The sequence below is a fragment of the Amycolatopsis sp. NPDC004169 genome, from assembly GCF_040610315.1.
GTDB lineage: Bacteria > Actinomycetota > Actinomycetes > Mycobacteriales > Pseudonocardiaceae > Amycolatopsis.
In genome coordinates this window covers 65,054-85,054 of the sequence record NZ_JBEXMD010000030.1, presented here as the reverse complement: position 1 = coordinate 85,054, position 20,001 = coordinate 65,054, and the positions used below count along the sequence as shown (strand labels likewise).

Annotated in this window: 20 protein-coding genes; 12 read left to right on the top strand and 8 right to left on the bottom strand. The window is 72.2% G+C overall.

The annotated features are described in order from the left end of the window. Positions 1 to 160: 160 nt before the first annotated feature. The 3 genes from lpdA to ABZX11_RS32585 form a co-directional block, all read right to left on the bottom strand. Positions 161 to 1,552, bottom strand: a complete 1,392-nt coding sequence (lpdA, locus tag ABZX11_RS32595) for a dihydrolipoyl dehydrogenase (protein ID WP_176175677.1) — start codon at positions 1,550 to 1,552, stop codon at positions 161 to 163. A gap of 347 nt (positions 1,553 to 1,899) precedes the next feature. Continuing rightward, entirely contained in the window at positions 1,900 to 2,670 is a 771-nt protein-coding gene (locus ABZX11_RS32590) for a lysophospholipid acyltransferase family protein (RefSeq protein ID WP_176175676.1), read from the bottom strand. 68 nt (positions 2,671 to 2,738) lie between these two features. Next, positions 2,739 to 3,143: a nitroreductase family deazaflavin-dependent oxidoreductase gene (locus tag ABZX11_RS32585; protein ID WP_176175675.1), complete on the bottom strand. Its 405-nt coding sequence runs from the start codon at positions 3,141 to 3,143 to the stop codon at positions 2,739 to 2,741. 216 nt (positions 3,144 to 3,359) lie between these two features. Between ABZX11_RS32585 and ABZX11_RS32580 the strand changes: the two genes are divergently transcribed. From ABZX11_RS32580 to ABZX11_RS32555, 6 genes are all read left to right on the top strand, one after another. Beyond that, complete coding sequence (locus tag ABZX11_RS32580) at positions 3,360 to 4,400, top strand: LacI family DNA-binding transcriptional regulator (protein WP_176175674.1); 1,041 nt, start codon at positions 3,360 to 3,362, stop codon at positions 4,398 to 4,400. An 83-nt stretch (positions 4,401 to 4,483) separates the two neighbouring features. Further along, complete coding sequence (locus ABZX11_RS32575) at positions 4,484 to 5,617, top strand: DUF993 family protein (protein ID WP_354920204.1); 1,134 nt, start codon at positions 4,484 to 4,486, stop codon at positions 5,615 to 5,617. After that, a complete protein-coding gene (locus tag ABZX11_RS32570; protein ID WP_354920201.1) occupies positions 5,617 to 6,429 on the top strand; it encodes a sugar phosphate isomerase/epimerase family protein in 813 nt (270 codons plus the stop codon). Before ABZX11_RS32575 ends, ABZX11_RS32570 begins: the two co-directional genes overlap by 1 nt. 54 nt (positions 6,430 to 6,483) lie before the next feature. Next, on the top strand, positions 6,484 to 7,146 hold the full coding sequence (locus tag ABZX11_RS32565; RefSeq protein ID WP_354920198.1) for an IclR family transcriptional regulator: 663 nt from the start codon (positions 6,484 to 6,486) through the stop codon (positions 7,144 to 7,146). A gap of 46 nt (positions 7,147 to 7,192) precedes the next feature. Continuing rightward, on the top strand, positions 7,193 to 7,903 hold the full coding sequence (locus ABZX11_RS32560; RefSeq protein ID WP_176175671.1) for a response regulator transcription factor: 711 nt from the start codon (positions 7,193 to 7,195) through the stop codon (positions 7,901 to 7,903). 2 nt (positions 7,904 to 7,905) lie between these two features. After that, positions 7,906 to 9,192, top strand: a complete 1,287-nt coding sequence (locus ABZX11_RS32555; protein ID WP_354920196.1) for a HAMP domain-containing sensor histidine kinase — start codon at positions 7,906 to 7,908, stop codon at positions 9,190 to 9,192. Between the two features lie 142 nt (positions 9,193 to 9,334). Here ABZX11_RS32555 and ABZX11_RS32550 read toward each other — a convergent pair whose 3' ends face one another. From ABZX11_RS32550 to ABZX11_RS32540, 3 genes are all read right to left on the bottom strand, one after another. Then, a complete protein-coding gene (locus tag ABZX11_RS32550; RefSeq protein ID WP_354920194.1) occupies positions 9,335 to 10,234 on the bottom strand; it encodes an IS3 family transposase in 900 nt (299 codons plus the stop codon). Further along, the gene (locus tag ABZX11_RS32545) at positions 10,212 to 10,502 is read right to left on the bottom strand and encodes a transposase (RefSeq protein WP_354920191.1); all 291 of its coding nucleotides are present in this window, start codon (positions 10,500 to 10,502) and stop codon (positions 10,212 to 10,214) included. Before ABZX11_RS32545 ends, ABZX11_RS32550 begins: the two co-directional genes overlap by 23 nt. A 143-nt stretch (positions 10,503 to 10,645) precedes the next feature. Beyond that, positions 10,646 to 11,449, bottom strand: coding sequence for a MarR family transcriptional regulator (locus tag ABZX11_RS32540; RefSeq protein ID WP_354920292.1), 804 nt, complete (start codon positions 11,447 to 11,449; stop codon positions 10,646 to 10,648). Between the two features lie 226 nt (positions 11,450 to 11,675). Here ABZX11_RS32540 and ABZX11_RS32535 point away from each other — a divergent pair, with 226 nt between their 5' ends. The 4 genes from ABZX11_RS32535 to ABZX11_RS32520 all read left to right on the top strand — a co-directional run bounded on the left by ABZX11_RS32535 (position 11,676) and on the right by ABZX11_RS32520 (position 16,230). Then, positions 11,676 to 13,067, top strand: a complete 1,392-nt coding sequence (locus ABZX11_RS32535) for an amino acid permease (RefSeq protein ID WP_176175669.1) — start codon at positions 11,676 to 11,678, stop codon at positions 13,065 to 13,067. Then, a complete protein-coding gene (locus tag ABZX11_RS32530; protein WP_176175668.1) occupies positions 13,064 to 13,807 on the top strand; it encodes a carbon-nitrogen hydrolase family protein in 744 nt (247 codons plus the stop codon). Before ABZX11_RS32535 ends, ABZX11_RS32530 begins: the two co-directional genes overlap by 4 nt. Beyond that, a complete protein-coding gene (locus ABZX11_RS32525) occupies positions 13,804 to 15,495 on the top strand; it encodes an NAD(P)/FAD-dependent oxidoreductase (RefSeq protein WP_354920187.1) in 1,692 nt (563 codons plus the stop codon). The genes ABZX11_RS32530 and ABZX11_RS32525 overlap by 4 nt, the downstream gene beginning before the upstream one ends. Positions 15,496 to 15,564: 69 nt before the next feature. Further along, positions 15,565 to 16,230 carry a TetR/AcrR family transcriptional regulator gene (locus ABZX11_RS32520; protein ID WP_176175666.1) on the top strand — a complete coding sequence of 222 codons (666 nt, stop codon included), beginning with the start codon at positions 15,565 to 15,567 and terminating at the stop codon, positions 16,228 to 16,230. 108 nt (positions 16,231 to 16,338) lie between these two features. Here ABZX11_RS32520 and ABZX11_RS32515 read toward each other — a convergent pair whose 3' ends face one another. Next, the gene (locus ABZX11_RS32515) at positions 16,339 to 17,070 is read right to left on the bottom strand and encodes a TetR family transcriptional regulator (protein ID WP_354920184.1); all 732 of its coding nucleotides are present in this window, start codon (positions 17,068 to 17,070) and stop codon (positions 16,339 to 16,341) included. Positions 17,071 to 17,137: 67 nt separating this feature from the next. Here ABZX11_RS32515 and ABZX11_RS32510 point away from each other — a divergent pair, with 67 nt between their 5' ends. Further along, complete coding sequence (locus ABZX11_RS32510; protein WP_354920181.1) at positions 17,138 to 18,007, top strand: alpha/beta hydrolase; 870 nt, start codon at positions 17,138 to 17,140, stop codon at positions 18,005 to 18,007. Positions 18,008 to 18,081: 74 nt separating this feature from the next. Further along, positions 18,082 to 18,492, top strand: coding sequence for a hypothetical protein (locus ABZX11_RS32505; protein WP_354920178.1), 411 nt, complete (start codon positions 18,082 to 18,084; stop codon positions 18,490 to 18,492). Positions 18,493 to 18,750: 258 nt separating this feature from the next. Here ABZX11_RS32505 and ABZX11_RS32500 read toward each other — a convergent pair whose 3' ends face one another. Beyond that, the gene (locus ABZX11_RS32500; RefSeq protein WP_354920175.1) at positions 18,751 to 19,974 is read right to left on the bottom strand and encodes a helix-turn-helix domain-containing protein; all 1,224 of its coding nucleotides are present in this window, start codon (positions 19,972 to 19,974) and stop codon (positions 18,751 to 18,753) included. Positions 19,975 to 20,001: the final 27 nt, after the last annotated feature.

Sequence of the window (20,001 nt, the reverse complement as noted above, 5' to 3'; positions counted from 1 at the left end):
TGCGCCGCGCCCGGGCCTGCGCGCCCTGATGCCTGCTCGTCGGCCTGTCAGGGGAAGTCCATCTTGGACGGTTGCGTTATCGCGCCCGGACACCACGGCGGATGGGCGCGGTCCCGGCGAAGGTGCGCTGGGACCGCACCGGAGCTCCGCTTCGGCGTGCCTACATGTTGATCATGTGACCCGCGAGGCCGTGGATCGCTTCCTTCACGGCCTCGCCCAGTGTCGGGTGGGCGTGGACGTTGCGGGCCACCTCGTGCACCGTCAGGTCCCACTGCTGGGCCAGGGTCAGCTCCGGCAGCAGTTCCGTCACGTCCGGGCCGATCAGGTGGCCGCCGATCAGCTCGCCGTACTTGGCGTCGCTGATCAGCTTCACGAAGCCGGCCGCGTCGCCGAGGCCGTGGGCCTTGCCGTTGGCCGTGAAGGGGAACTTCGCCACCTGGACGTCGAAGCCCTTCTCGCGGGCCTGCGCCTCGGTCCAGCCGAAGCTGGCGATCTGGGGCTGGCAGTAGGTCGCGCGCGGGATCATCGGGAAGTCGAGTTCCATGGTCTCGGCGCCGGCGATCGTCTCCGCCGCCACCACGCCCATCGACTCCGACGCGTGCGCCAGCATCAGCTTCGCTGTCACGTCTCCGATCGCGAAGATGTGCTCGACGTTCGTGCGGCCGCGGCCGTCCACGGCGATCGCGCCGCGCTCGGTCAGTGCGACGCCCGTCTTCTCCAGGCCGTAGCCCTCGACGCGCGGCTGGAAGCCGATGGCCTGCAGCACCTTGTCCGCTTCGAGGACCTGCTGCCCGTTCTTCTCCGAGGACACTGTCACCCGCACGGAGGAACCCGAGTCGTCGATCGACTCGACGCGGGTCGACGTCAGCACCTTGATGCCGAGCTTGCGGTACCGGCGCGCCAGCTCGGCCGACACCTCGGCGTCCTCCAGCGGCACCATCCGGTCGAGGAACTCGACGATCGTGACGTCGACGCCGTAGTTGTGCAGCACGTAGGCGAACTCGACACCGATCGCGCCCGCGCCCGCGATCACGATGCTCGACGGCAGCTCGCTCGAGAGGATCTGCTCTTCGTAGGTGACGACCCGCTCACTGCGCGCGGTGCCGGGCAGCAGCCGCGTGGTCGCGCCGGTGGCGATGACGCAGTGGCCGAACGTGATGCGCTCGCCGTTGACCTCGAGGGTGTGGTCGTCGACGAACGTGCCGTGCCCGTCGAACTCGGTGATCTTGTTCTTCTTCATCAGGAAGTGCACGCCCTTGACGCGCCCGTCGGCGACCTTCCGGCTCCGCTCGTACGCGGCGGTGTAGTCGACCTTGATCGGGCTGTCGGAGGAGATGCCGAACGCCTTCGCCTCCTGGGTGACGACGTGCGCCAGCTCGGCGTTGCGCAGGAGCGCCTTCGACGGGATGCACCCGACGTTCAGGCAGACACCGCCCCAGTACTTCTCCTCGACCACCGCGGCGCTCAGCCCCAGCTGGGACGCGCGGATCGCCGCGACGTAGCCGCCCACCCCGGCCCCCAGCACGACGACATCAAAGTGTTGTGCACTCATGCCTCGAAACTACCCTTCCACGCGGTGGGCGGCGGGGTGACCCGGGCCTCACGCGCGGCAAGCCCACGGCCGCCGAGACCGGCGACTTCAGGCGGTGTGGCCGCCCGCCCGCGGCGGTGGAGGGGCCGCCTTGCCGATGGCGCGACCAAGGCACTGGGAGCCGCCGCGAGCGCCGCTCCTGCCATCGGCCAAGCGGCAGGCAGAGCCGCCTCCGAAGGTCGCTCCCGCGCCACACCCTCCCAGCGGCTCGCCGACCGCCGCCCTCCCCGGCGGCCAACCAACCGACGCCGCTCGGGGGAAACCCGGAAATCGTCATGCCGGCAGGTTCTCACCCACCACCGACAAAATCAGGCGGCCACCGACGGCCGCTCGCCCCGGATCGACACCAGCAGCTCGGTGATCGCGGCCATGATCCGGGCCGTCGCCTCCTCCAGCACCGCGCGGGTCAGCTCGCGGCCGGCCAGGTCCGACAGGTCGACCGGCGGGCCGGCCACCAGCTCCACCGTCTTGCGCGGCAGCACGCGCGGGAGCTTCGCCGTCGACGGCAGCAGGTGGTGGGTCCCCCAGTTGGCGACCGGGATCACCGGCGCCCCGGTCTCCAGCGCCGCCCGCACCACGCCGGTCTTGCCGCGCATCGGCCAGCCGTCGGGGTCCGTCGAGAACGTGCCCTCCGGGAAGATCGCGACGCATTCGCCCGCCCGCACCGACGAGACCAGGTCGCGGTAGGCCTCCGCGGCCGTCGCCGCGCCGCGGTAGACCGGGATGTGGCGACCCGAACGCATCACGCGCCCGACCACCGGCAGCTTCCACAGCGAAGCCTTCGCCAGGTACCGCGGCACGCGGCCGGCCTCGAGGCAGAACGCCGTGAGCGTCGTCGGGTCGGCGAACGACAGGTGGTTCGACGCCACCAGCACACCGCCGGACTTCGGGATGTGGCGCGCACCCCGGACGCGGAACCGGGTGGTCTGCACGAGCAGCTGCCAGACCACCTCGATCGCGAAGCTGTACCAGGCGCCACGGCCGGCGCGGGCGAAGCGCCGGCCGTAGGCGATCATCTGGCGTCGGGTGAGCAGCTCACCTTCGGTGTCCAGGGCGGTCCAGCGGTCCATGACTGTCATTCGTAGCCCACGACCGGCCGGATCGGCCCACGCCCGCGCCGAACGCGGCGCAGATCACAGCGGGATTTTCAGAGCCGCTCGAGCACGACGACCGGGATCTCACGGTCGGTCTTCTTCGCGTACTCGTTGTAGTCCGGCCAGACGGCGGCGAGCTTTTCCCACAGCTTCGCGCGCTCCTCGCCGACGGCCGTGCGGGCACGCGCGGAGAACTTGTCCGCCTTGACCTGCACGCCGACCTCGGGGTGCTCGACGAGGTTGAAGTACCAGCCGGGGTGGTTCGGCGCGCCGCCCTTGGAGGCCACGATCACCGGGTTGCCGTCGACCTCCTGGTAGATCAGGGCGAACTTGCGCTCCTGACCCGTCTTGCGGCCCGTGGTGGTCAAGACCAAAGTGGGGACGCCTTCCTTCCACTCGTGGCCGACCTCGCCATCGGTCTCCTCGTAGCGGCGGACGTGCTCGTCACCGAACAGCATGCGGGTTCCTTTCTCGGACTTCGTCAGTGGCGGGCTCACCACTTGAGAGTTCTCCTGGTTTCCAACAAACCCGCGACGCACGATCTTCCCCGCCGTTTTCACTCGTTCGGGGGAGGTCCCCCGAGCAGCGGCTTCTCCCGGCACACCCCCCTCCCAGTAGATTGCACCGACCGAGCACGCCGAGACACTCGAGACCGACTCTTGGAGGAGCCAGCCATGAAGGCCCGGCCGCACGTGACACTCGAAGACGTGGCACGCAGCGCGAACGTCTCGCTCGCGACGGCGTCGCGGGTGCTCAACGGCACCGCGTCCGTCCGCGCCGACCTGCGGGAGCGGGTGTCCGCCGCGGCGGCCGAACTGGCCTACGCCCCCAACGCGCACGCGCAGGCCCTCGCCGGTGGCACCCACCGCACGGTCGGCGTGATCTGCCACGACGTCAGCGACCCGTACTTCGCCGCCATCGCGGGCGGGGTGATGCGGGTGGCCACCGACAACGGCTTGCTCGTCATGCTGGCCGGCACGTTCCGCGACCCGGACCGCGAAGTCGCCTACGTCTCGACCCTGCGGGCCCAGCGCGCCGCGGCCATCCTGCTCATCGGCTCGGCGTTCGAAGACCGGGCGTGGGAACGCGCGATGGCCGCCGAACTGGAGCCCTACCGCCGCGGCGGCGGCCAGGTCGCCGCGGTCAGCAGGCACCGCGGCCTCAAGATCGACACCGTGCAGCCGGACAACAAGGGCGGCGCCGCGGCGCTGGCCAAGGAACTCGTCGGCCTCGGCCACAAGCGGTTCGCCGTGCTGGCCGGGCCGCGGCAGCTGAGCACCGTGATCGACCGGCTGGCCGGGTTCACCGGCGAGCTCGCCGCGCACGGCATCGAGCTGCACGAAGAGGACGTCGTCGAGGCCGCGTTCAGCCGCGACGGCGGTTACGAGGCGACGAAACGGCTGCTCGCCGGGCGCCGGCGCAAGCTGCCGACCTGCCTGTTCGCCGTCACCGACGTGATGGCGATCGGCGCGCTGACGGCGTTGCGCGAGGAGGGCCTGTCCGTGCCCGGCGACATTTCGGTGGCCGGCTTCGACGACATCCCGGTGGTCCGTGACCTGGCCCCGGCGCTGACCACGGTGCGGCTGCCGCTGGAGGAACTCGGCGAACGCGCGATGGACCTGGCGATCAAGGGCGCCGCGGGCACCCGGCCGCGGACGGTGCGGCTCTCCGGCGAAGTGGTCCTGCGGGAAAGCACCGGACGGCCCAAGCGCTGACCCCGGACGGGCCTTGCCGCGGGCGCGGCGCAGGCCCTACCGTGGCCTGAGAAAGCGCTTTCTGACTCCTCCGGAGGTCTGCGATGCTGGTGCTCCCGGCTCCCGGCGGCGAGCTGCTGAACTGGTCGCCGTCCGGACCACGGCCACCCGCACCCCCGAACACGCCACCGTCGTCGCGCGTCGCCTACGCCGCCGCGCACGTCGTCGCGGACGCGCTGGCCGACGAGCCCTACGCGGTGGATTGGGACACCACGCTGGCCTTCCGCGAGCACCTCTGGTCGTGCGGGCTCGGCGTCGCGGAGGCGATGGACACCGCGCAGCGCGGGATGGGCCTCGACTGGGCGGCCACCCGAGAGCTGGTGACCCGCACCGGTTCGATCGCGGCCGGACGGCGCTGGTGCGCCGGGGTCGGCACCGACCAGCTGCCGCCGGGACCGGCCACCGTCGCGTCCATTGTGGACGCCTGGCGCGAGCAGCTCGACCTGGTCGCCGGGGCGGGCGCGGTCCCGGTCGTGATGGCCAGCCGGGCGCTGGCCGCGGCGGCGACGGGCCCGGACGACTACCACGCGGCCTACGGGAAGCTGCTGTCCGGAGCGGGCGGGCCGGTCCTGCTGCACTGGCTGGGCGAGCAGTTCGACCCGGCGCTGGCCGGTTACTGGGGCCACGACGACGTGCGCGCCGCCGCCCGCGAACTGGCCGCGCTGTGCACCGAACACGCGAGCACGATCGCCGGGGTGAAGGTTTCCGTGCTCGACGCCCGGGTCGAGGTCGAATTCCGCCGGGCGCTCCCGGACGGCGTCGCCTGCTACACCGGTGACGACTTCCACTACCCCGAGCTGATCGCCGGGGACGCACGCGGCCACAGCGAAGCCCTGCTCGGCATCTTCGACCCGCTCGCCCCGGTCGCCGCGGCCGCGCTGACCCGCCTCGACGAGGGCGACGAGGCCGGGTTCCGCGCCCTGCTCGACCCGACCGTGCCGCTGTCCCGCGAGATCTTCCGCGCGCCGACCCGGCACTACAAGACCGGCGTCGTGTTCCTGGCCCACCTCAACGGTCACCAGGACCACTTCCGGATGATCGCCGGGCAGGAGTCCGCGCGCACGATCACCCACCTCGCCACCCTGCTGCGGCTGGCCGACGAGGCAGGCGTGCTGGCCGATCCCGACCTGGCCGAGGCCCGGATGCGGCCGTTGCTGCGGGTCGCGGGGGTCGTGTGATGGACCCGCGGCTGAGCCTCAACCAGATCACCACGAAGTCCTGGTCGCTGCCCGAAGCGGTGGCCGGCTGCGCCGAGGCGGGCGTCGGCTGGATCGGCCTGTGGCGCGACAAGGTCGCCGAGACCGGCGTCGACGAGGCCGCCCGGCTGCTCGAAGAGCACGGCGTGCGGGTTTCGTCGCTGTGCCGCGGTGGGTTCTTCACCGGCGTGACGCCGGAAGGCTCCCCTGTGGACGGTGTGGCGCAGACCCGCGAGGCGATCGACGAAGCGGCCGCGCTCGGCGCCGGCGTGCTGGTGCTGGTCGTCGGCGGGATCGCCGGCAACGACCTCGCCGCGTCCCGGCAGCGGGTCGCCGACGCCGTGGGCGAGCTGGCGCCCTACGCCGGGGAGCGCGGGGTGCGGCTCGGCCTGGAACCGCTGCACCCGGTGCAGTGCGCGGAGCGGTCGGTGCTGTCCACTGTGGAGCAGGCGCTGGCGATCGCGGTGGAGCACCCGGCCGAGCAGGTCGGGGTGGTCGTGGACGAGTTCCACGTCTGGTGGGACCCGCGGATCGAGGCGTCGATCGCCGCGGCCGCCGGGCGGATCGCCGGGTTCCACGTCTGCGACGTCCTGGTGCCGCTGCCGGACCCGCTGCTCGGGCGCGCGTTGCCGGGCGACGGTCCGATCGACCACCGCCACCTGCGGGCGGCGGTCGAGGCGGCGGGCTACACCGGGCCGATCGAGGTCGAGGTGTTCAACGCGCAGCTGTGGGCCCGGCCCGGCGGAGACGTGCTCGCGGAGACCGTTGCGGCGTTCGAGCGATTCGTGGCCTGATCCGGTCCACCTGGCGCCTACGCTGGGTCCGTCAGGCGGACGGGGGGGTCGCGCATGAAGACCGACGACGACGGTTCGGTCCGGAGCGTGCTGCGCGCGTTCGACCTGCTCGCCCTCTTCACCGAACACCGCCGGACCTGGGCGGTCAAGGACCTCACCACGGCCAGCGGGCTGGCGAAGACGACCGTGCTGCGGCTGGTCGCCACCTGCGAACAGCGCGGCCTGCTCTGGACGCGCCCGGACGGGCGGATCACCGTCGGGCCCGGCATGCTGCGGTGGGCGCAGCTGGCGAACACCGCGTGGCAGCTGCCCGAGCCGGTCCGCCAGGTGCTGCGCGAGCTGGCCGCCGAGTGCCGGGAGACGGTGAACCTCTACGTCCGCAGCACCTCCGTGCTGGTCTGCGTGGCCCAGCAGGAAGGACCGCTGGCCATCCGGCACGTCGGCCGGGTCGGCGACGAGCTGCCGCTCGGCTTCGGGGCCGCCGGGCGCGTCCTCGACGGCGCCGAAGGCGCCGCGGTGAGCCACGGCGAGCCGGAGCCGGGCGCCTCCAGCGTCGCCGCGCCGGTGCACGACGGCGACGGGCGGCTGCTGGCCGCCCTCGCGATCACCGGGCCGAGCAGCCGGTTCGGCCCGAGCGAAGTCGCTGCGTTCACCGAAGCTCTGACCGCCGCTTCGGTGCGGATATCGCAGATCGGCCTCGCAACGCGGGCGGAATAGGCCACAGAGGTCCGGATTCCGGCGTCCGGTTGGTTAGGCTTCCGGCATGCCGAACCTGCTGGTGGTGGAAGACGACGCGGCGATCGGCAGCGTGCTCGAATCGACCCTCGGGCTGCACGGTCACCAGGTGTGCTGGAGCCGCGACGGGCGGACCGCCCTGCAGGCCGCCGAGTCCGGCGACTTCGACCTCGTGCTGCTCGACCTGGGCCTGCCCGACCTCGACGGCGTCGAGGTCTGCCGCCGCCTGCGGGCCGCGCTGCCCGCGGCGGTGCTGGTGATCCTCACCGCGCGGCAGGAGGAGATGGACGTCGTCGTCGGCCTCGACGCCGGCGCCGACGACTACCTCACCAAGCCGATCCGGCTGGGCGAGCTGCTGGCCAGGGTGCGGGCGCACCTGCGGCGCGGCGCGCCGGCCGGGGCCCGGCCGCCGGTCACCGTCGGCGGGCTGACCGTCGACATCGCCGGCCGCCGCGCCATCCTGGGCGGGCGCGAGGTGGTGCTGCGGGCCAAGGAGTTCGACCTGCTGGCCCGGCTCGCCGAGCAGCCCGGCGTCGCGGTCAGCCGCGAGACGCTGATGTCCGAGGTCTGGGACGCGCACTGGTACGGCTCGACGAAGACGCTGGACGTGCACATCGCGGCGGTGCGCCGGAAGCTGTCGGCGGCCGCCGGGCCCGGTGCGGAGGTGCCGCGGATCGCCACCCTGCGCGGGCACGGCTACCGGCTGGAGGACCCGGCCCGTACCGCGGCCGAAGGGTAGCCGTGCGCCGCCGGATCACCTCGCTGACGGTGCTGGCCGCCCTGGTCGCGACCCTGCTGTTCGCGCTGCCGCTGGGCTTCGCGGTGTGGCAGTACTACCACGAGAACGCCAAGGGCGACCTGGAACGGGCCGCGGACACCGCCGCGCTCGCCGTGTCACACGAGCTGAACGCCGGCCTGTCCCCCGACCTGCCGCTGCCCGAGAAGGACGAAGCCGAAGCCGAGGTCGCGATCTACCTCCCGGACGGGCGGCTGCTCGCCGGGCACGGGCCCGCCGTCGGCGGCTCGGTCGAGCGCCAGGCGGCGACGGCCACGGAGGACGTCGTCATCGGCCGCGAAGGCGACGAACTGGCGCTGGCGGTGCCGGTGGTCAGCGGCTCCCGGGTGACCGGCGTGGTCCGCGCCGCGCTGCCGCTGTCCCAGCTGCGGATGCGGATCATCCTGACCTGGCTCGGCATGGCCGGGCTCGCGGTCGCGACGACCGGGGCGAGCTGGCTGCTGGCCCGGCGGTTCACGAAGCGGCTGGTCCGGCCGCTGGAGGAGCTCGCCGCGGCGGCCGGACGGCTCGGCGAGGGCGACTTCACCGCCCGCTCGCCGCGCGCGGGCATCCCGGAGATCGACCAGGTCGGCGAGACCCTGGACACCACCGCGGCCCGGATCGGCTCGACGCTGGAGCGCGAGCGGGCGTTCTCCGCGGAGGCGTCCCACCAGCTGCGGACCCCGCTGACCGGGCTGCGCTTGCAGCTCGAAGCCGCGCTGGAGACCCCGTCGGCGGACCCGTACGCGGCGATCCGCGCCGGGATCGCGTCCACGGACCGGCTGGAGCGCACCATCGAGGACCTCCTGGCGCTGGGGCGGGAGCGCCGGGCCCCACGGGCCGAGCTGGACCTCGACGCGCTGCTCGAGGAGGTCCGGCAGGCGGGTGAGGCCCTGCTCGGGCCGTCGGGGCGCGAGCTGCGGATCCGCTGCGAGGAGCCGCCCCCGGCGCGGGTGGCGGCCGCGGCGGTCCGGCAGGTGCTGGGGGTGTTGCTGGACAACGCGGCCACGCACGGCCGCGGGACGGTCACGGTGGTGGCCCGTGACGCCGGTGACGCGCTCGCGATCGACGTGACGGACGAAGGCCCGGACCTGGGCGAGACGGACCCGTTCGCGACCACGCCGAGCGGCCACGGCATCGGCCTCAGGCTGGCCCGCGGGCTGGCCGAAGCCGAGGGCGGCCGCCTCCGGCTCAGCCGCCCCGAGCCGCCCACGTTCACCCTTCTCCTCCCCGCCACCCCCGCCGACCCGTGATTGGGAGGTCAACTCGCGTGATCAGGAGGTCAACTCACGTGATTGGGAGGTCAACTCACGTGATTGGGAGGTCAACACGACGGTGGGTCGTGTCGACCTCCCAATCACGTGGAGTTGCCCCGGTGGGGCGGACACGGAGTTTTCAGGCAGCGAGGGCCTGACGGTAGTTGGTGCGGGTTTCGGCTGGGGTGTGGTGGCCGATGGTGGAGTGCAGCCGGTGGTGGTTGTAGTAGCGCAGCCAGGTGAACACGTCTTGGCGGGCGTGAGCCCGGGTCCGCCAGATCGTGGTGCCGATCTCGGTCTTCAACGTGGCGAAGAAGGCTTCGGCGACGGCGTTGTCGTAGCAGGACCCGACCCGCCCGACCGACGGCCGGATCCGATGCTCGGCCAGCGCGGCCCGGAACTGGCCGGAGGTGTACTGGACGCCGCGGTCGGAATGAAACACCGCATCGGGGTCGATGAGGCCGCGAGCGGTGGCGAGGTCGATGGCGTCGCAGACCAGGGTGGTGCGCATGTGCTCAGCCATGGCGTGGCCGACGATTTCGCGGGTGTGCAGGTCGATGACGGTGGCCAGGTAGAGCCAGCCTTCGAAGGTGGGCAGGCAGGTGATATCCCCGACCATGCGTTGCCCGGGCGCGGATGCGGTGAAGTCGCGGCGGATCAGATCGGCCACCGCAGCGGTTGGGCCGGCCGCAGGGCGGGTCAACGCTCGGCGTTTGCGGCGGGTGATCCCGGCCAGCCCGTGTTCGCGCATCAGCCGCTCCACCCGCTTGTGATTCACCACGATCCCGCGGCGGTGCAGTTCGGCGGTGATCCGCGGGACGCCGTAGGCACCCCGGTGCTCGGCATGGATCTGGGTGATCACCCGCACCAGCCCGGCCTCGGCCTCCGCCCGGGCGGACCGGGCCTCCTCGGCGGCGACCCACTCGTGAAAGCCCTGCCGGCGCAGCCCCAGGACCTGGCACAACCCTTCACACCGAAGGTGGTGCGGTGTTCGGAGATGAACCGGTAGCGGTAGATCATCGATCCATCTCGCGCGCAAAATAGGCGGCCGCTTTCCGCAGGATCTCCTTCTCTTTCTCCAGCTCAGCGACCCGTTTACGCAATCGCTGCAGCTCCTGGGCCTCGGCCGGGTCCTCTGCCGGCGGCCCGGCTTCGGTGGCCTGCTTGGCCATGTTCACCCACGACCGCAAGGTCTCGTGGTTGACTCCCAGCTCCCGGGCGATCTGCCGCAACGGCCGATCACTGGAGTTGACCAGCTCGACCGCGTCACGACGGAACTGCTCCGGATACTTCGACCTGCGAGACACCAGGACATCCTCCCTCCAGACCACTGTCTGGAATCAAGGTGTCCGGCCCCACGGGGCAACTCCACACGCGTGTCGACCGTTCAATCACGCGTGTCGACCCTTCAATCACGAGTGATGACTCGGCAATCACCGGTGAGCGGCGGTCACATGGGGAAGGTTGCGCGGAACTTGGCCGAGATCGGCTCGAGGTCGGTGATGAGACCCTCCAGCTCGGCGGGAGCCAGGGCAGCGTAAGGAGCCTCCGCGAGCTGGTCCGTGAGCGACTCGACCCGCTCCTTCGCGGCCCGGCCGTCGGACGTCAGCCAGCCGTCGGACCCGACCAATCCGCGCGCCCGCATCCCGTCGATGACCGCGGCCAGCTGGGCCGCCGGGAGGTGCCAGACCCGGCCGAACTTCTCCGCGGGCAGGTCGATGGACAGGGCGTGCAGCACGTGCGCCTCCGTCCCGCCGATGCCCTCGGCCAGCAGCGCGACCGTGTGGCCGTCCCCGCGGTGCTCGCGCAGCAGGGTGGCCGCGTGCCACAGCCGGGCCACCGGCTCGTCCGGCACCGGAACCGTGCGCAACGCCGCGTAGAGCGGACGTCCCCCGGCCGGGGCGCTGGTCGCAGCCTTCAGCAGCCCGTCGGCCGCGCGTCCGACGCGCGGGTCGTCGGCGAGCTCGCCCAGGATCCGCCGCATCCCCGCGACGCACCCCCGCTCGCGGGCCGCCAGCGCCGCTTCCGGCGTGGTCAGTTCCCACACCCGTGGGATGTGCCGGGCCACTTCGCCGGGCGCGAAGTTGTAGAAGACCGCGTGGACCACCTCGGCCGGGACCGACCGGCCGAAGGGCGCGGCGCGGCCGGCGAAGTAGGCGTCCCACGGGTTGCGCAGGCCCAGCGCCATCAGGGCCTCGTCGGACTCGTCGGCGAAGTAGGGCACCAGGCCGATCGGCTCGACCAGGTCGTACATGCGGCGGGCGACGGCCATTTTTCTTCCCCCTGCGGGTCCGGCGGCGCCCTCGCGGCGGCCGCTCACCCCCTCCACGAACGGCTCCCCCGCGATCCGACACCCGAAATGCGGTTCGGAACGAATCGCCATGATCTCACGCACTTGTGCAATGAATCACCTGTGATTCATCTGTACGCGCAACGTTCTCCTGTTTTGCGCTCCGGAGACGACCGTTACCGTCGTCGGCATGACTTTGCGAGCCGCGACGGTGCGGCGGAAACCGGTCGCCGACCTGGTCGCCGAAGGTGATCATGGCACGTTGAAGCGGTCGCTCGGCCTCGGGCAGCTCACCATGCTCAGCATCGGCGCGACGCTGGGCAGCGGCATCTTCGTCGTGCTCGGCGAGGCCGTCCCGGTGGCCGGCCCGGCCGTGGTGCTCTCGTTCGTGCTCGCCGGCGTCACGGCGTTGTTCTCGGCGCTCTCCTACGCCGAGCTCGCCGGGATGATCCCGCTGTCCGGTTCGTCCTACTCCTACACCTACGCCACGCTCGGCGAGCTCGTCGCCTGGGTCTGCGGGTGGTGCCTGGTGCTCGAATACGGTGTCTCGGTCGCCTCGGTCGCCGTCGGCTGGGGCCAGTACCTCAACGAGCTGCTGCGGCTGGCCTTCGGCTTCGCCATCCCGGACGCGCTGAGCCAGCCGCCCGGCTCCGGCGGGGTCGTCAACGTGCCCGCCATCCTCGTCGTCGTCCTCGCGATGGTCCTGCTGCTCTCCGGGGCCAAGGAGAGCGCACGGGCCAACGCGGTCATGGTCGTGGTCAAGATCGGCACGCTGGTGCTGTTCTGCGCGATCGCCTTCAGCGCGGTGCAGGCGAAGAACTTCACGCCGTTCCTGCCGCTCGGGCTGGCCGGGCTGAGCGCCGGCGGCGCCAAGCTGTTCTTCTCCTACATCGGGTTCGACGCGGCTTCGACGGCCGGCGAGGAGGCGAAGAACCCGCAGCGCGACCTGCCGCGGGCGATCCTGCTCTCCCTCGGCATCGTCACCGTGCTGTACTGCCTGGTCGCCGTGGCCGCCGTCGGCGCCCTGCCGTGGCAGCAGTTCGACGGCCAGGAAGCCGCGCTCTCGCACGTGCTCGACGTCGTCTCGGACAACCCGTTCTGGGCCGGCCTGCTCGCCGTCGGCGCGATCGTGGCGATCTCCAGCGTCGTGCTGACCGTCCTCTACGGACAGACGCGCATCCTGTTCGCGATGTCCCGCGACGGCCTGGTGCCCGCCGCCCTGTCCAAAGTGGACGTGAAGACCGGTTCCCCGCGGATCAACACCCTGGTCGTCTCGGCCTTCGTCGCCGTCCTGGCCGCCTTCATCCCGCTCGGCAAGCTGGCCGACGCCACCAGCATCGGGACGCTCTTCGCGTTCGGCCTGGTCAACGTGGCCGTCCTGCTGCTGCGCAAGCGCCAGCCCGACCGCCCGCGCACGTTCCGCGTCCCGCTCTCGCCGGTGACGCCGATCCTGGGCGTGCTCTGCTGCGCGTACATGATGCTCAGCCTCGACGGCGCCACCTGGCTCGTCTTCGGCGCCTGGATGGTCCTCGGCCTGCTGATCTACTTCGGCTACGGGATCCGGAAGTCGAGGCTGGCGTGAGGGTCGCGATCCACCAGGGCCCGCTCGACGACCTGCGCGAACCCGACGCCGATCTCGTCGTCACCGCGGAGATGATCACCACCGGCTACCACATCGGCGCGCGCACGCACCAGCTCGCCGAACCCGCCGACGGCCCCACCGCGGCCCGGCTGTCCGCCTGGGCCCGGCGAACCGGCACCGCGCTCGCCTACGGCTACCCGGAAACCGACGGCGAGCACGTCCACAACAGCGTCCAGCTGATCGACGCCACCGGACGGCGGCTCGCCAACTACCGCAAGACGCACCTCTTCGGCGACCTCGACAAGGCCTGGTTCACCCCCGGCGACGAGCCGGTCGTGCAGGCCGACCTCGGCGGCCTCCGGGTCGGGCTGCTCATCTGCTACGACGTCGAGTTCCCCGAGCTGGTCCGCGCGCACGCGCTGGCCGGCACCGAACTGCTGGTCGTGCCGACCGCGCTGATGAGCCCGTACGAACTGGTCGCCGACACGCTGGTGCCCGCACGCGCCTACGAAAGCCAGCTGTTCGTCGCCTACGCGAACCGCTGCGACACCGAGCAGGAGCTGACGTACTGCGGGCGGTCCTGCGTCGTCGCCCCCACCGGCGAGGTGCTCGCCCGCGCCGGCGCCGGGCCCGGAGTGATCACCGCCGACGTCACGCGGGACGCACTGGTCGCGTCCCGCCTGGAAAACACCCACCTGGCCGACCGACGGCCCGAACTGTACCGGGGAACCACCGCATGACCTCCGCCGTCCCGACCGCGATCCACCACGACGAACCGGCGGGCCGCCCGATCACGATGTTCGGCCCGGACTTCCCGTTCGCCTACGACGACCACCTCGCCCACCCCGCCGGACTGGGGAAGCTCCCCGCCGAGTGGCACGGCACCGAGGTCGCCGTGATCGGCGGCGGCCTCTCCGGCATCGTCACCGCGTACGAGCTGATGAAGCTGGGCCTGCGGCCGGTGGTGTACGAGATCGCCGAAATCGGCGGCCGGCTGCGGACCGTGCGGTTCCCCGGCTGCCCGGACGACGTCGTCGCCGAGATGGGCGCGATGCGCTTCCCGCCCGCGTCCACCGCGCTGTTCCACTACATCGACAAGGTCGGGCTGGAAACCACGCCCTTCCCCAACCCCCTGGCCCCGGGGACGCCGAGCACCGTCGTCGACCTCAAGGGACAGAGCCACTACGCGCGCACGCCCGAGGACCTGCCCGCCGTCTTCCGCGAGGTCGCCGCGGCCTGGGACCGGACGCTGGCCGAGCACGCCTGCTTCGCCGAGATGCAGACGGCGATCCGCGACCGCGACGCGAAGACGATCAAGCGGCTGTGGAACGAACTCGTCCCCCAGCTGGACAACCAGACGTTCTACGGGTTCCTCTGCGACTCACCCGCGTTCGCCTCCTTCCGCCACCGCGAAATCTTCGGCCAGGTCGGCTTCGGCACCGGTGGCTGGGACACCGATTTCCCGAACTCCATCCTGGAGATCCTGCGCGTGGTCTACACCGGCGCCGACGACGAGCACCGCAGCATCGTCGGCGGCAGCAGGCAGCTCCCGCTGCGGCTGTGGGAACACACCCCGGAGGAAATCGTTTTCTGGCCGGCCGGCACCAGCCTGAGCACGTTGCACGGCGGACGGCCGCAGCCCGGCGTCGCCCGGCTGCACCGCACGGCACCCGGCAACATCACCGTGACCGACACGGAAGGCCACATCCGGACGTACCCGGCGGCGGTGTTCACCGCGCAGAGCTGGATGCTGCTGTCGAACATCGAGTGCGACGAAGCGCTCTTCCCGATCGACCACTGGACGGCGATCGAGCGCACGCACTACATGGCGTCGTCGAAGGTGTTCGTGCCGGTGGACCGGCCGTTCTGGCTGGACGGCGACCCGGCCACCGGCCGCGACGCGATGAGCATGACGCTCACCGACCGGATGCCCCGCGGCACCTACCTGCTCGGCGACGACCCCGCCAAGCCCGCGGTGATCTGCCTGTCCTACACGTGGGCCGACGACTCGCTGAAGTGGCTGCCGCTGTCGGTGTCCGAACGCGTCGAGGTGATGCTGCAGTCGCTGCGCGAGATCTACCCCGGCGTCGACGTCCGCCGGCACATCATCGGCGACCCGGTGACCGTGTCGTGGGAGGCCGAACCGCACTTCATGGGCGCGTTCAAGGCGAACCTGCCCGGCCACTACCGCTACCAGCGGCGGCTGTTCACGCACTTCGTGCAGGACGAGCTGCCCGCGCGGTACCGGGGCCTGTTCCTGGCGGGCGACGACATCTCGTGGACCGCCGGCTGGGCCGAGGGCGCGGTCCAGACCGCGCTGAACGCCGTGTGGGGCGTGCTGCGCCACTTCGGCGGGGCCACCGATCCGGCGAATCCGGGCCCGGGTGACGGCTTCGCGGACATCGCGCCGATCACGCTGCCGGACTGAGCGTGCCCCGATCGTGGGAGCCCGTCCGACTACCCTGCCCGGCGCAACCGCCCGTGCGACGATGGGCCCATGAACACCGAGCCGGCGCCGAGATGGCGAAGACTGGAACCGGACGAACGGAAGGAACAGATCTACGCCTGTGCGGCGCGGCTCTTCGGTGAGCGCCCGTATTCCGCAGTGTCCACTTCGGACATAGCCGCGGCGGCCGGCGTCGCGCGAGGGCTGATCAACCACTACTTCGGCACGAAACGCGAGCTGTACCTCGAAATCATCCGGCGCGCGCTGACCGTGCCGCGGCTGGCCGTCGAGATCCTCCCCGACGGGCCGCTCGAGCTGCGGGCCGACGTCGCCATCAACTGGTTCCTCGACATGGTCACCAGCCAGGAGCGGATGTGGCTGGCCGCGATCGCACCCGAGGGCATCGGTCGCGACCTCGAGGTGGAGCGCATCCTCGAAGAAGCCGACCGCGAATCGGCCGACCGCGTGCTGGAGGCCGTCGGGCTGTCGCGGGAGAGCGAGCACGGCCCGGAACTGAACGCGCTGGTGCGCGCGTTCGGTGGGATGGTGAAGTCGGCGGGCCGGGAGTGGCTGGTGCGCGGGGCCCTGACCCGCGACCAGGTGCACCTGCTGCTGTCGAAGTCGCTGGTCACGCTGGTCGGGGAGGTCTTCCCGGCCATCCAGGCCGAGCCGTCGCGCACCGGCCCGCCGTCACCCCGGCAGGGCGACTCCGGGTAGACCGAAGCCCCCGGCGCCACGAGGGGGAGGAGGGCGCCAGGGGCTCCGGGTCAGTGGGCGAACCACCGACGCACGCTCACGGTACGCCGAGGCACTGTCAAGTCACTGTCAACCCGAGATGTCCGGTTTGCGAAGTTCGTCCAGCCGGTGGGCGAGACCGTCGAGGCAGCGGCGCACGGCGTAGTCGTAGAGCTGGGCGTAGTAGCCCGACGCGAGGTCCGGGTCACCCATCAGGTCGTGCATCGCCGCGCCCAGCTCGGCCATGCCGGGCAGGTCCGACCGTTCGCGGTAGGTGGCGTACTCCTCGGTGTTGTCGAGCCGCAGGGCGAGCGCGCCGTCGCGGTCGTCCTCCATCGCGACGAACTGGCACGCGGTCATCAGCAGCAGGTTGTAGGCCAGCACGCTTTCCCGGCCGAACCCGGCGGCGAGCAGCACGGTGATGCCCGCGTCGATGGTGCGCGTGGCCGCCTTGACCGACGGGCCGAACAGCGCCAGCCGCCGCGCGCAGCCCGGGTAGGTCCGCAGCACCGCGCGCAGGCCGGCCAGCAGCTCGGTGAACCACTCCTGCCAAGGCAGCTGCTCGTCCGGCAGCTCGATCAGCCCGACCACGCGGTCGACGACGGCGTTCACCACCGCGTCCCGGTCGCCGACGTGGTGGTAGATCACCGCCGGGTAGGCCTCGACCGCGCGGGCGAGCTCGCGCAGCGTCCAGTTGTCCAGGCCGCGCTGGGCGGTGAGGTCGGTGGCCGCGCTGACGATGCTGTCGGCGGTCAGCGCCGGCAGCCCCGCCGCGGCCCGCGACCGGGGGCGCTGTCCGGTGCCTGAGGATGAGGTCGGCATGGGGCGTAACGGTAACGGCACCGGCGGGCCCGGTGCCAGGTCCGCGCGGGTACGGCAGGATCGGGGTATGGCACGCGCACAGGCCAACGGTCTCGAGCTCGAGTACGACACTTTCGGCGATCCGGCGGCCCCGCCGCTGGTACTGGTGATGGGCCTCGGTGCCCAGATGATCACCTGGGAGGACGGCTTCTGCGAGCTGCTCGCCGGCCGCGGGTTCTTCGTCGTCCGGTACGACAACCGGGACGTCGGGCTCTCGACGTGGCTCGACCACCTGCCGCCGCCGGACCTGGCCGCGCTGGCCGCCGGCGACCTGGCGAGTGCGCCGTACACGCTTTCGGACATGGCCGACGACGCCGTGGGGCTGTTCGACGCGCTGGGCATCGAGCGGGCGCACGTCGTGGGCGCGTCGATGGGCGGGATGATCGTGCAGCAGCTGGCCATCGACCACCCGGACCGGCTCCTTTCGGTCACGTCGATCATGTCGACCACCGGCGATCCGGCGGTCGGGCAGGCCGAGCCGTGGGCGCTGGCGTTGCTGACCCGGCCGCCGGCGACGACGCGGGAGCAGGCGCTGGTGGACAGCGTCGACGGCTACCGGAAGCTCGGCTCCCCCGGCTACCCGGACGACGAGGCGTTCCTGCTGGCCAAGGCGACGTTGCACTACGACCGCGCGCGGCACCCGGTCGGGACGCTCCGCCACGCGGCGGCGGTGGTGGCCTCGGGCGACCGCACGGCTCGTTTGCGTGGGGTGCGGCTGCCGGCGCTGGTCGTCCACGGCGACGCGGACCCGCTGATCAACGTGAGCGGCGGCAAGGCGACGGCGGAGGCGATCCCGGGCGCGGAGCTGCTGGTGATCCCGGGAATGGGGCACAACCTGCCGCACGCGGTCTGGCCTCAGCTGGCCGACGCGATCGAGGGAGTCGTCAACAGGGCGTAAAGATCCCCGGGCCGGGGCGTAGGGAACGTGTCCTGGCTCACGCCTGCTCTTGTGCGCCGGACTGGACTGGGCAGATGGGTTTCGGATTCCCGTTCGGATGCGTGGCGTCGGTGGCCGCGGTGGTCGTGGCGGACCTCGCGGGGGCGACCGGCCATCCCTGGTACGCGCTGGTCACCTTGGGCGCGGTGGTCCTGGCTTCCGCCTACCGCTGTTCCCCCGCGGCGGCTTCCGGAGTGGCCGTGGTCGCCTGGGCGTTGCACACCGGCTTCGTGCTGGGCCGGTTCGGCGAACTCGCCTTCGACCGCGGCTCCGGGCTCGCTGCGCTCGTCCTCGCCTCGGCCCTGCTCGCCGGCGCTCTCGCCCGCACCGTGTCGACCCTCCGATCACGCGTGTCGTCCGTCCAGGCACGCGTGTCGTCCGTTCCGGTACGCGAGTCGTCCGTCCGGGTACGCGAGTTCGCCGGCCGCGTGCCCCGGATCCCGTGAACCGACCCTCCAGGTACGCCGGCCGACCCTCCGGGTACGCGAACCGACCGTCTGGGTACACGGTCCGCCGGGCGGGTCAGGCCGCGTCCTGGTGATCGGAGGGTCGACTCGCGTGCTTGAACGGTCGACTCGCGTGCTCGGGGGGTCGGCTCGCGTACCGGAACGGTCGGCTGGCGTACCTGGAGGGTCGGCTGGCGTGATTGGACGCGTATCTCGCGTGATCCGAGGGGCATCTCGTGTGATTGGGGGGACGACACGTCAGGGGTGGGCGGCGCGGCGGGCCGCCGAGGCGGCGATGATGCGGGGCAGGCCGGCCGGGTGGAGGGGGTCGATGCCCGTCAGGTCGCGGATGCGGCGGAGGCGGTAGTCGACCGTGTTGGGGTGGACGTGGAGCACCGCCGCCGTGCGGCGGCGGTTCGTGTCCAGCTCCAGGTACGCGGCCAGCGTCTCGGCCAGCTCCGGGTGCGCCTCCAGCGGGTCGAGGGCCGCCGCGAGGCGGTCGCGGGCCGCTCCCGGGCGGGTCAGCTGGTACTCCACCAGGACGTCGTCGAGGCGGTACAGCCCCGGGGCGCGGCCGAACCAGCGCAGCACGTCCAGGACCTCGCCCGTCTGCGCCGCCACCTCCCGGACCTCCGCGGGCGCCGCCGTCTCCGCCGCCGCCAGCACGGTCACCCCCGCCGCGCGGCCTGCCGCGTCGAGCACCGCGTGCCAGTCGGGGAGCCGGCCCGCCGCCGGGAGCAGGACGAGCCCGCCGGAGCCGTCCAGGGACGCCAGCACGCCGTCGCCGCAGGCGTGCTCGAACGCCGCCAGGAACCGGCGGAGCTTGCGGCGGACCGCGATCTCCGCGTCCACCCCCGGTGACCCCTCGTCCGCGTGCGGCCCGAGCTCGACGCTCAGCACGACGTACCGCGCCGGCAGCGTGATCCCGGCGCTGCGGGCGACGAGGTCGACCGGGCCGCCGTCGACGAGCACCGAGAGCAGCGTCCGGCGGGCCGTGTGCTCCTGCCCGACCTTCGTGCGCAGCTCCTCCAGGTACCCGCGCGTCACCGCGCCCGTCACCGTGCCGACGAACGCCAGCACCCGGTCCGCGACTTCGAGCAGATCGGCGACGTCCCCGCTGCCCGAAGCAGCCGAGCCGACGGCGAAGATCTCCCGCGCGCCGACGTGGTACGCCGTCAGCACGGCTTCCAGCGGGAAGCCCTCCTCCGCCCGCCGGACCGCCGACGCGCCGACCTGCCGCAGCTCGGCCGCGTTGAGCTCGCGGTCCTCGCGCAGGCTCCGCGCGAACGCCCGCACCGCCTGCCGGGTGATCCCCGCGATGTCGCCGGCCAGCTCCTCCACCGGCAGCCGCCGGTAGTCGGCGACCTCGGCCTGGATGCGCGCGAGCACCCGGGCGATCAGTTCGGGCTCCTCCCGGGTGAGCCGCTCGTGCACGCGCTGCCCGCCGAGGGTGAGGTCCCCGCCGCACTTGTGCTCGGTCACAACCGATCCCCTCGTTCTCTGCCCGGA

What these genes read in the sequence shown, in the direction of transcription:
- lpdA (WP_176175677.1), bottom strand. Translation starts at nt 1,552, where the DNA reads ATGAGTGCACAACACTTTGATGTCGTCGTGCTGGGGGCCGGGGTGGGC.
- ABZX11_RS32590 (WP_176175676.1), bottom strand. Translation starts at nt 2,670, where the DNA reads ATGACAGTCATGGACCGCTGGACCGCCCTGGACACCGAAGGTGAGCTG.
- ABZX11_RS32585 (WP_176175675.1), bottom strand. Translation starts at nt 3,143, where the DNA reads ATGCTGTTCGGTGACGAGCACGTCCGCCGCTACGAGGAGACCGATGGC.
- ABZX11_RS32580 (WP_176175674.1), top strand. Translation starts at nt 3,360, where the DNA reads ATGAAGGCCCGGCCGCACGTGACACTCGAAGACGTGGCACGCAGCGCG.
- ABZX11_RS32575 (WP_354920204.1), top strand. Translation starts at nt 4,484, where the DNA reads ATGCTGGTGCTCCCGGCTCCCGGCGGCGAGCTGCTGAACTGGTCGCCG.
- ABZX11_RS32570 (WP_354920201.1), top strand. Translation starts at nt 5,617, where the DNA reads ATGGACCCGCGGCTGAGCCTCAACCAGATCACCACGAAGTCCTGGTCG.
- ABZX11_RS32565 (WP_354920198.1), top strand. Translation starts at nt 6,484, where the DNA reads ATGAAGACCGACGACGACGGTTCGGTCCGGAGCGTGCTGCGCGCGTTC.
- ABZX11_RS32560 (WP_176175671.1), top strand. Translation starts at nt 7,193, where the DNA reads ATGCCGAACCTGCTGGTGGTGGAAGACGACGCGGCGATCGGCAGCGTG.
- ABZX11_RS32540 (WP_354920292.1), bottom strand. Translation starts at nt 11,449, where the DNA reads ATGTACGACCTGGTCGAGCCGATCGGCCTGGTGCCCTACTTCGCCGAC.
- ABZX11_RS32535 (WP_176175669.1), top strand. Translation starts at nt 11,676, where the DNA reads ATGACTTTGCGAGCCGCGACGGTGCGGCGGAAACCGGTCGCCGACCTG.
- ABZX11_RS32525 (WP_354920187.1), top strand. Translation starts at nt 13,804, where the DNA reads ATGACCTCCGCCGTCCCGACCGCGATCCACCACGACGAACCGGCGGGC.
- ABZX11_RS32520 (WP_176175666.1), top strand. Translation starts at nt 15,565, where the DNA reads ATGAACACCGAGCCGGCGCCGAGATGGCGAAGACTGGAACCGGACGAA.
- ABZX11_RS32515 (WP_354920184.1), bottom strand. Translation starts at nt 17,070, where the DNA reads ATGCCGACCTCATCCTCAGGCACCGGACAGCGCCCCCGGTCGCGGGCC.
- ABZX11_RS32510 (WP_354920181.1), top strand. Translation starts at nt 17,138, where the DNA reads ATGGCACGCGCACAGGCCAACGGTCTCGAGCTCGAGTACGACACTTTC.
- ABZX11_RS32505 (WP_354920178.1), top strand. Translation starts at nt 18,082, where the DNA reads ATGGGTTTCGGATTCCCGTTCGGATGCGTGGCGTCGGTGGCCGCGGTG.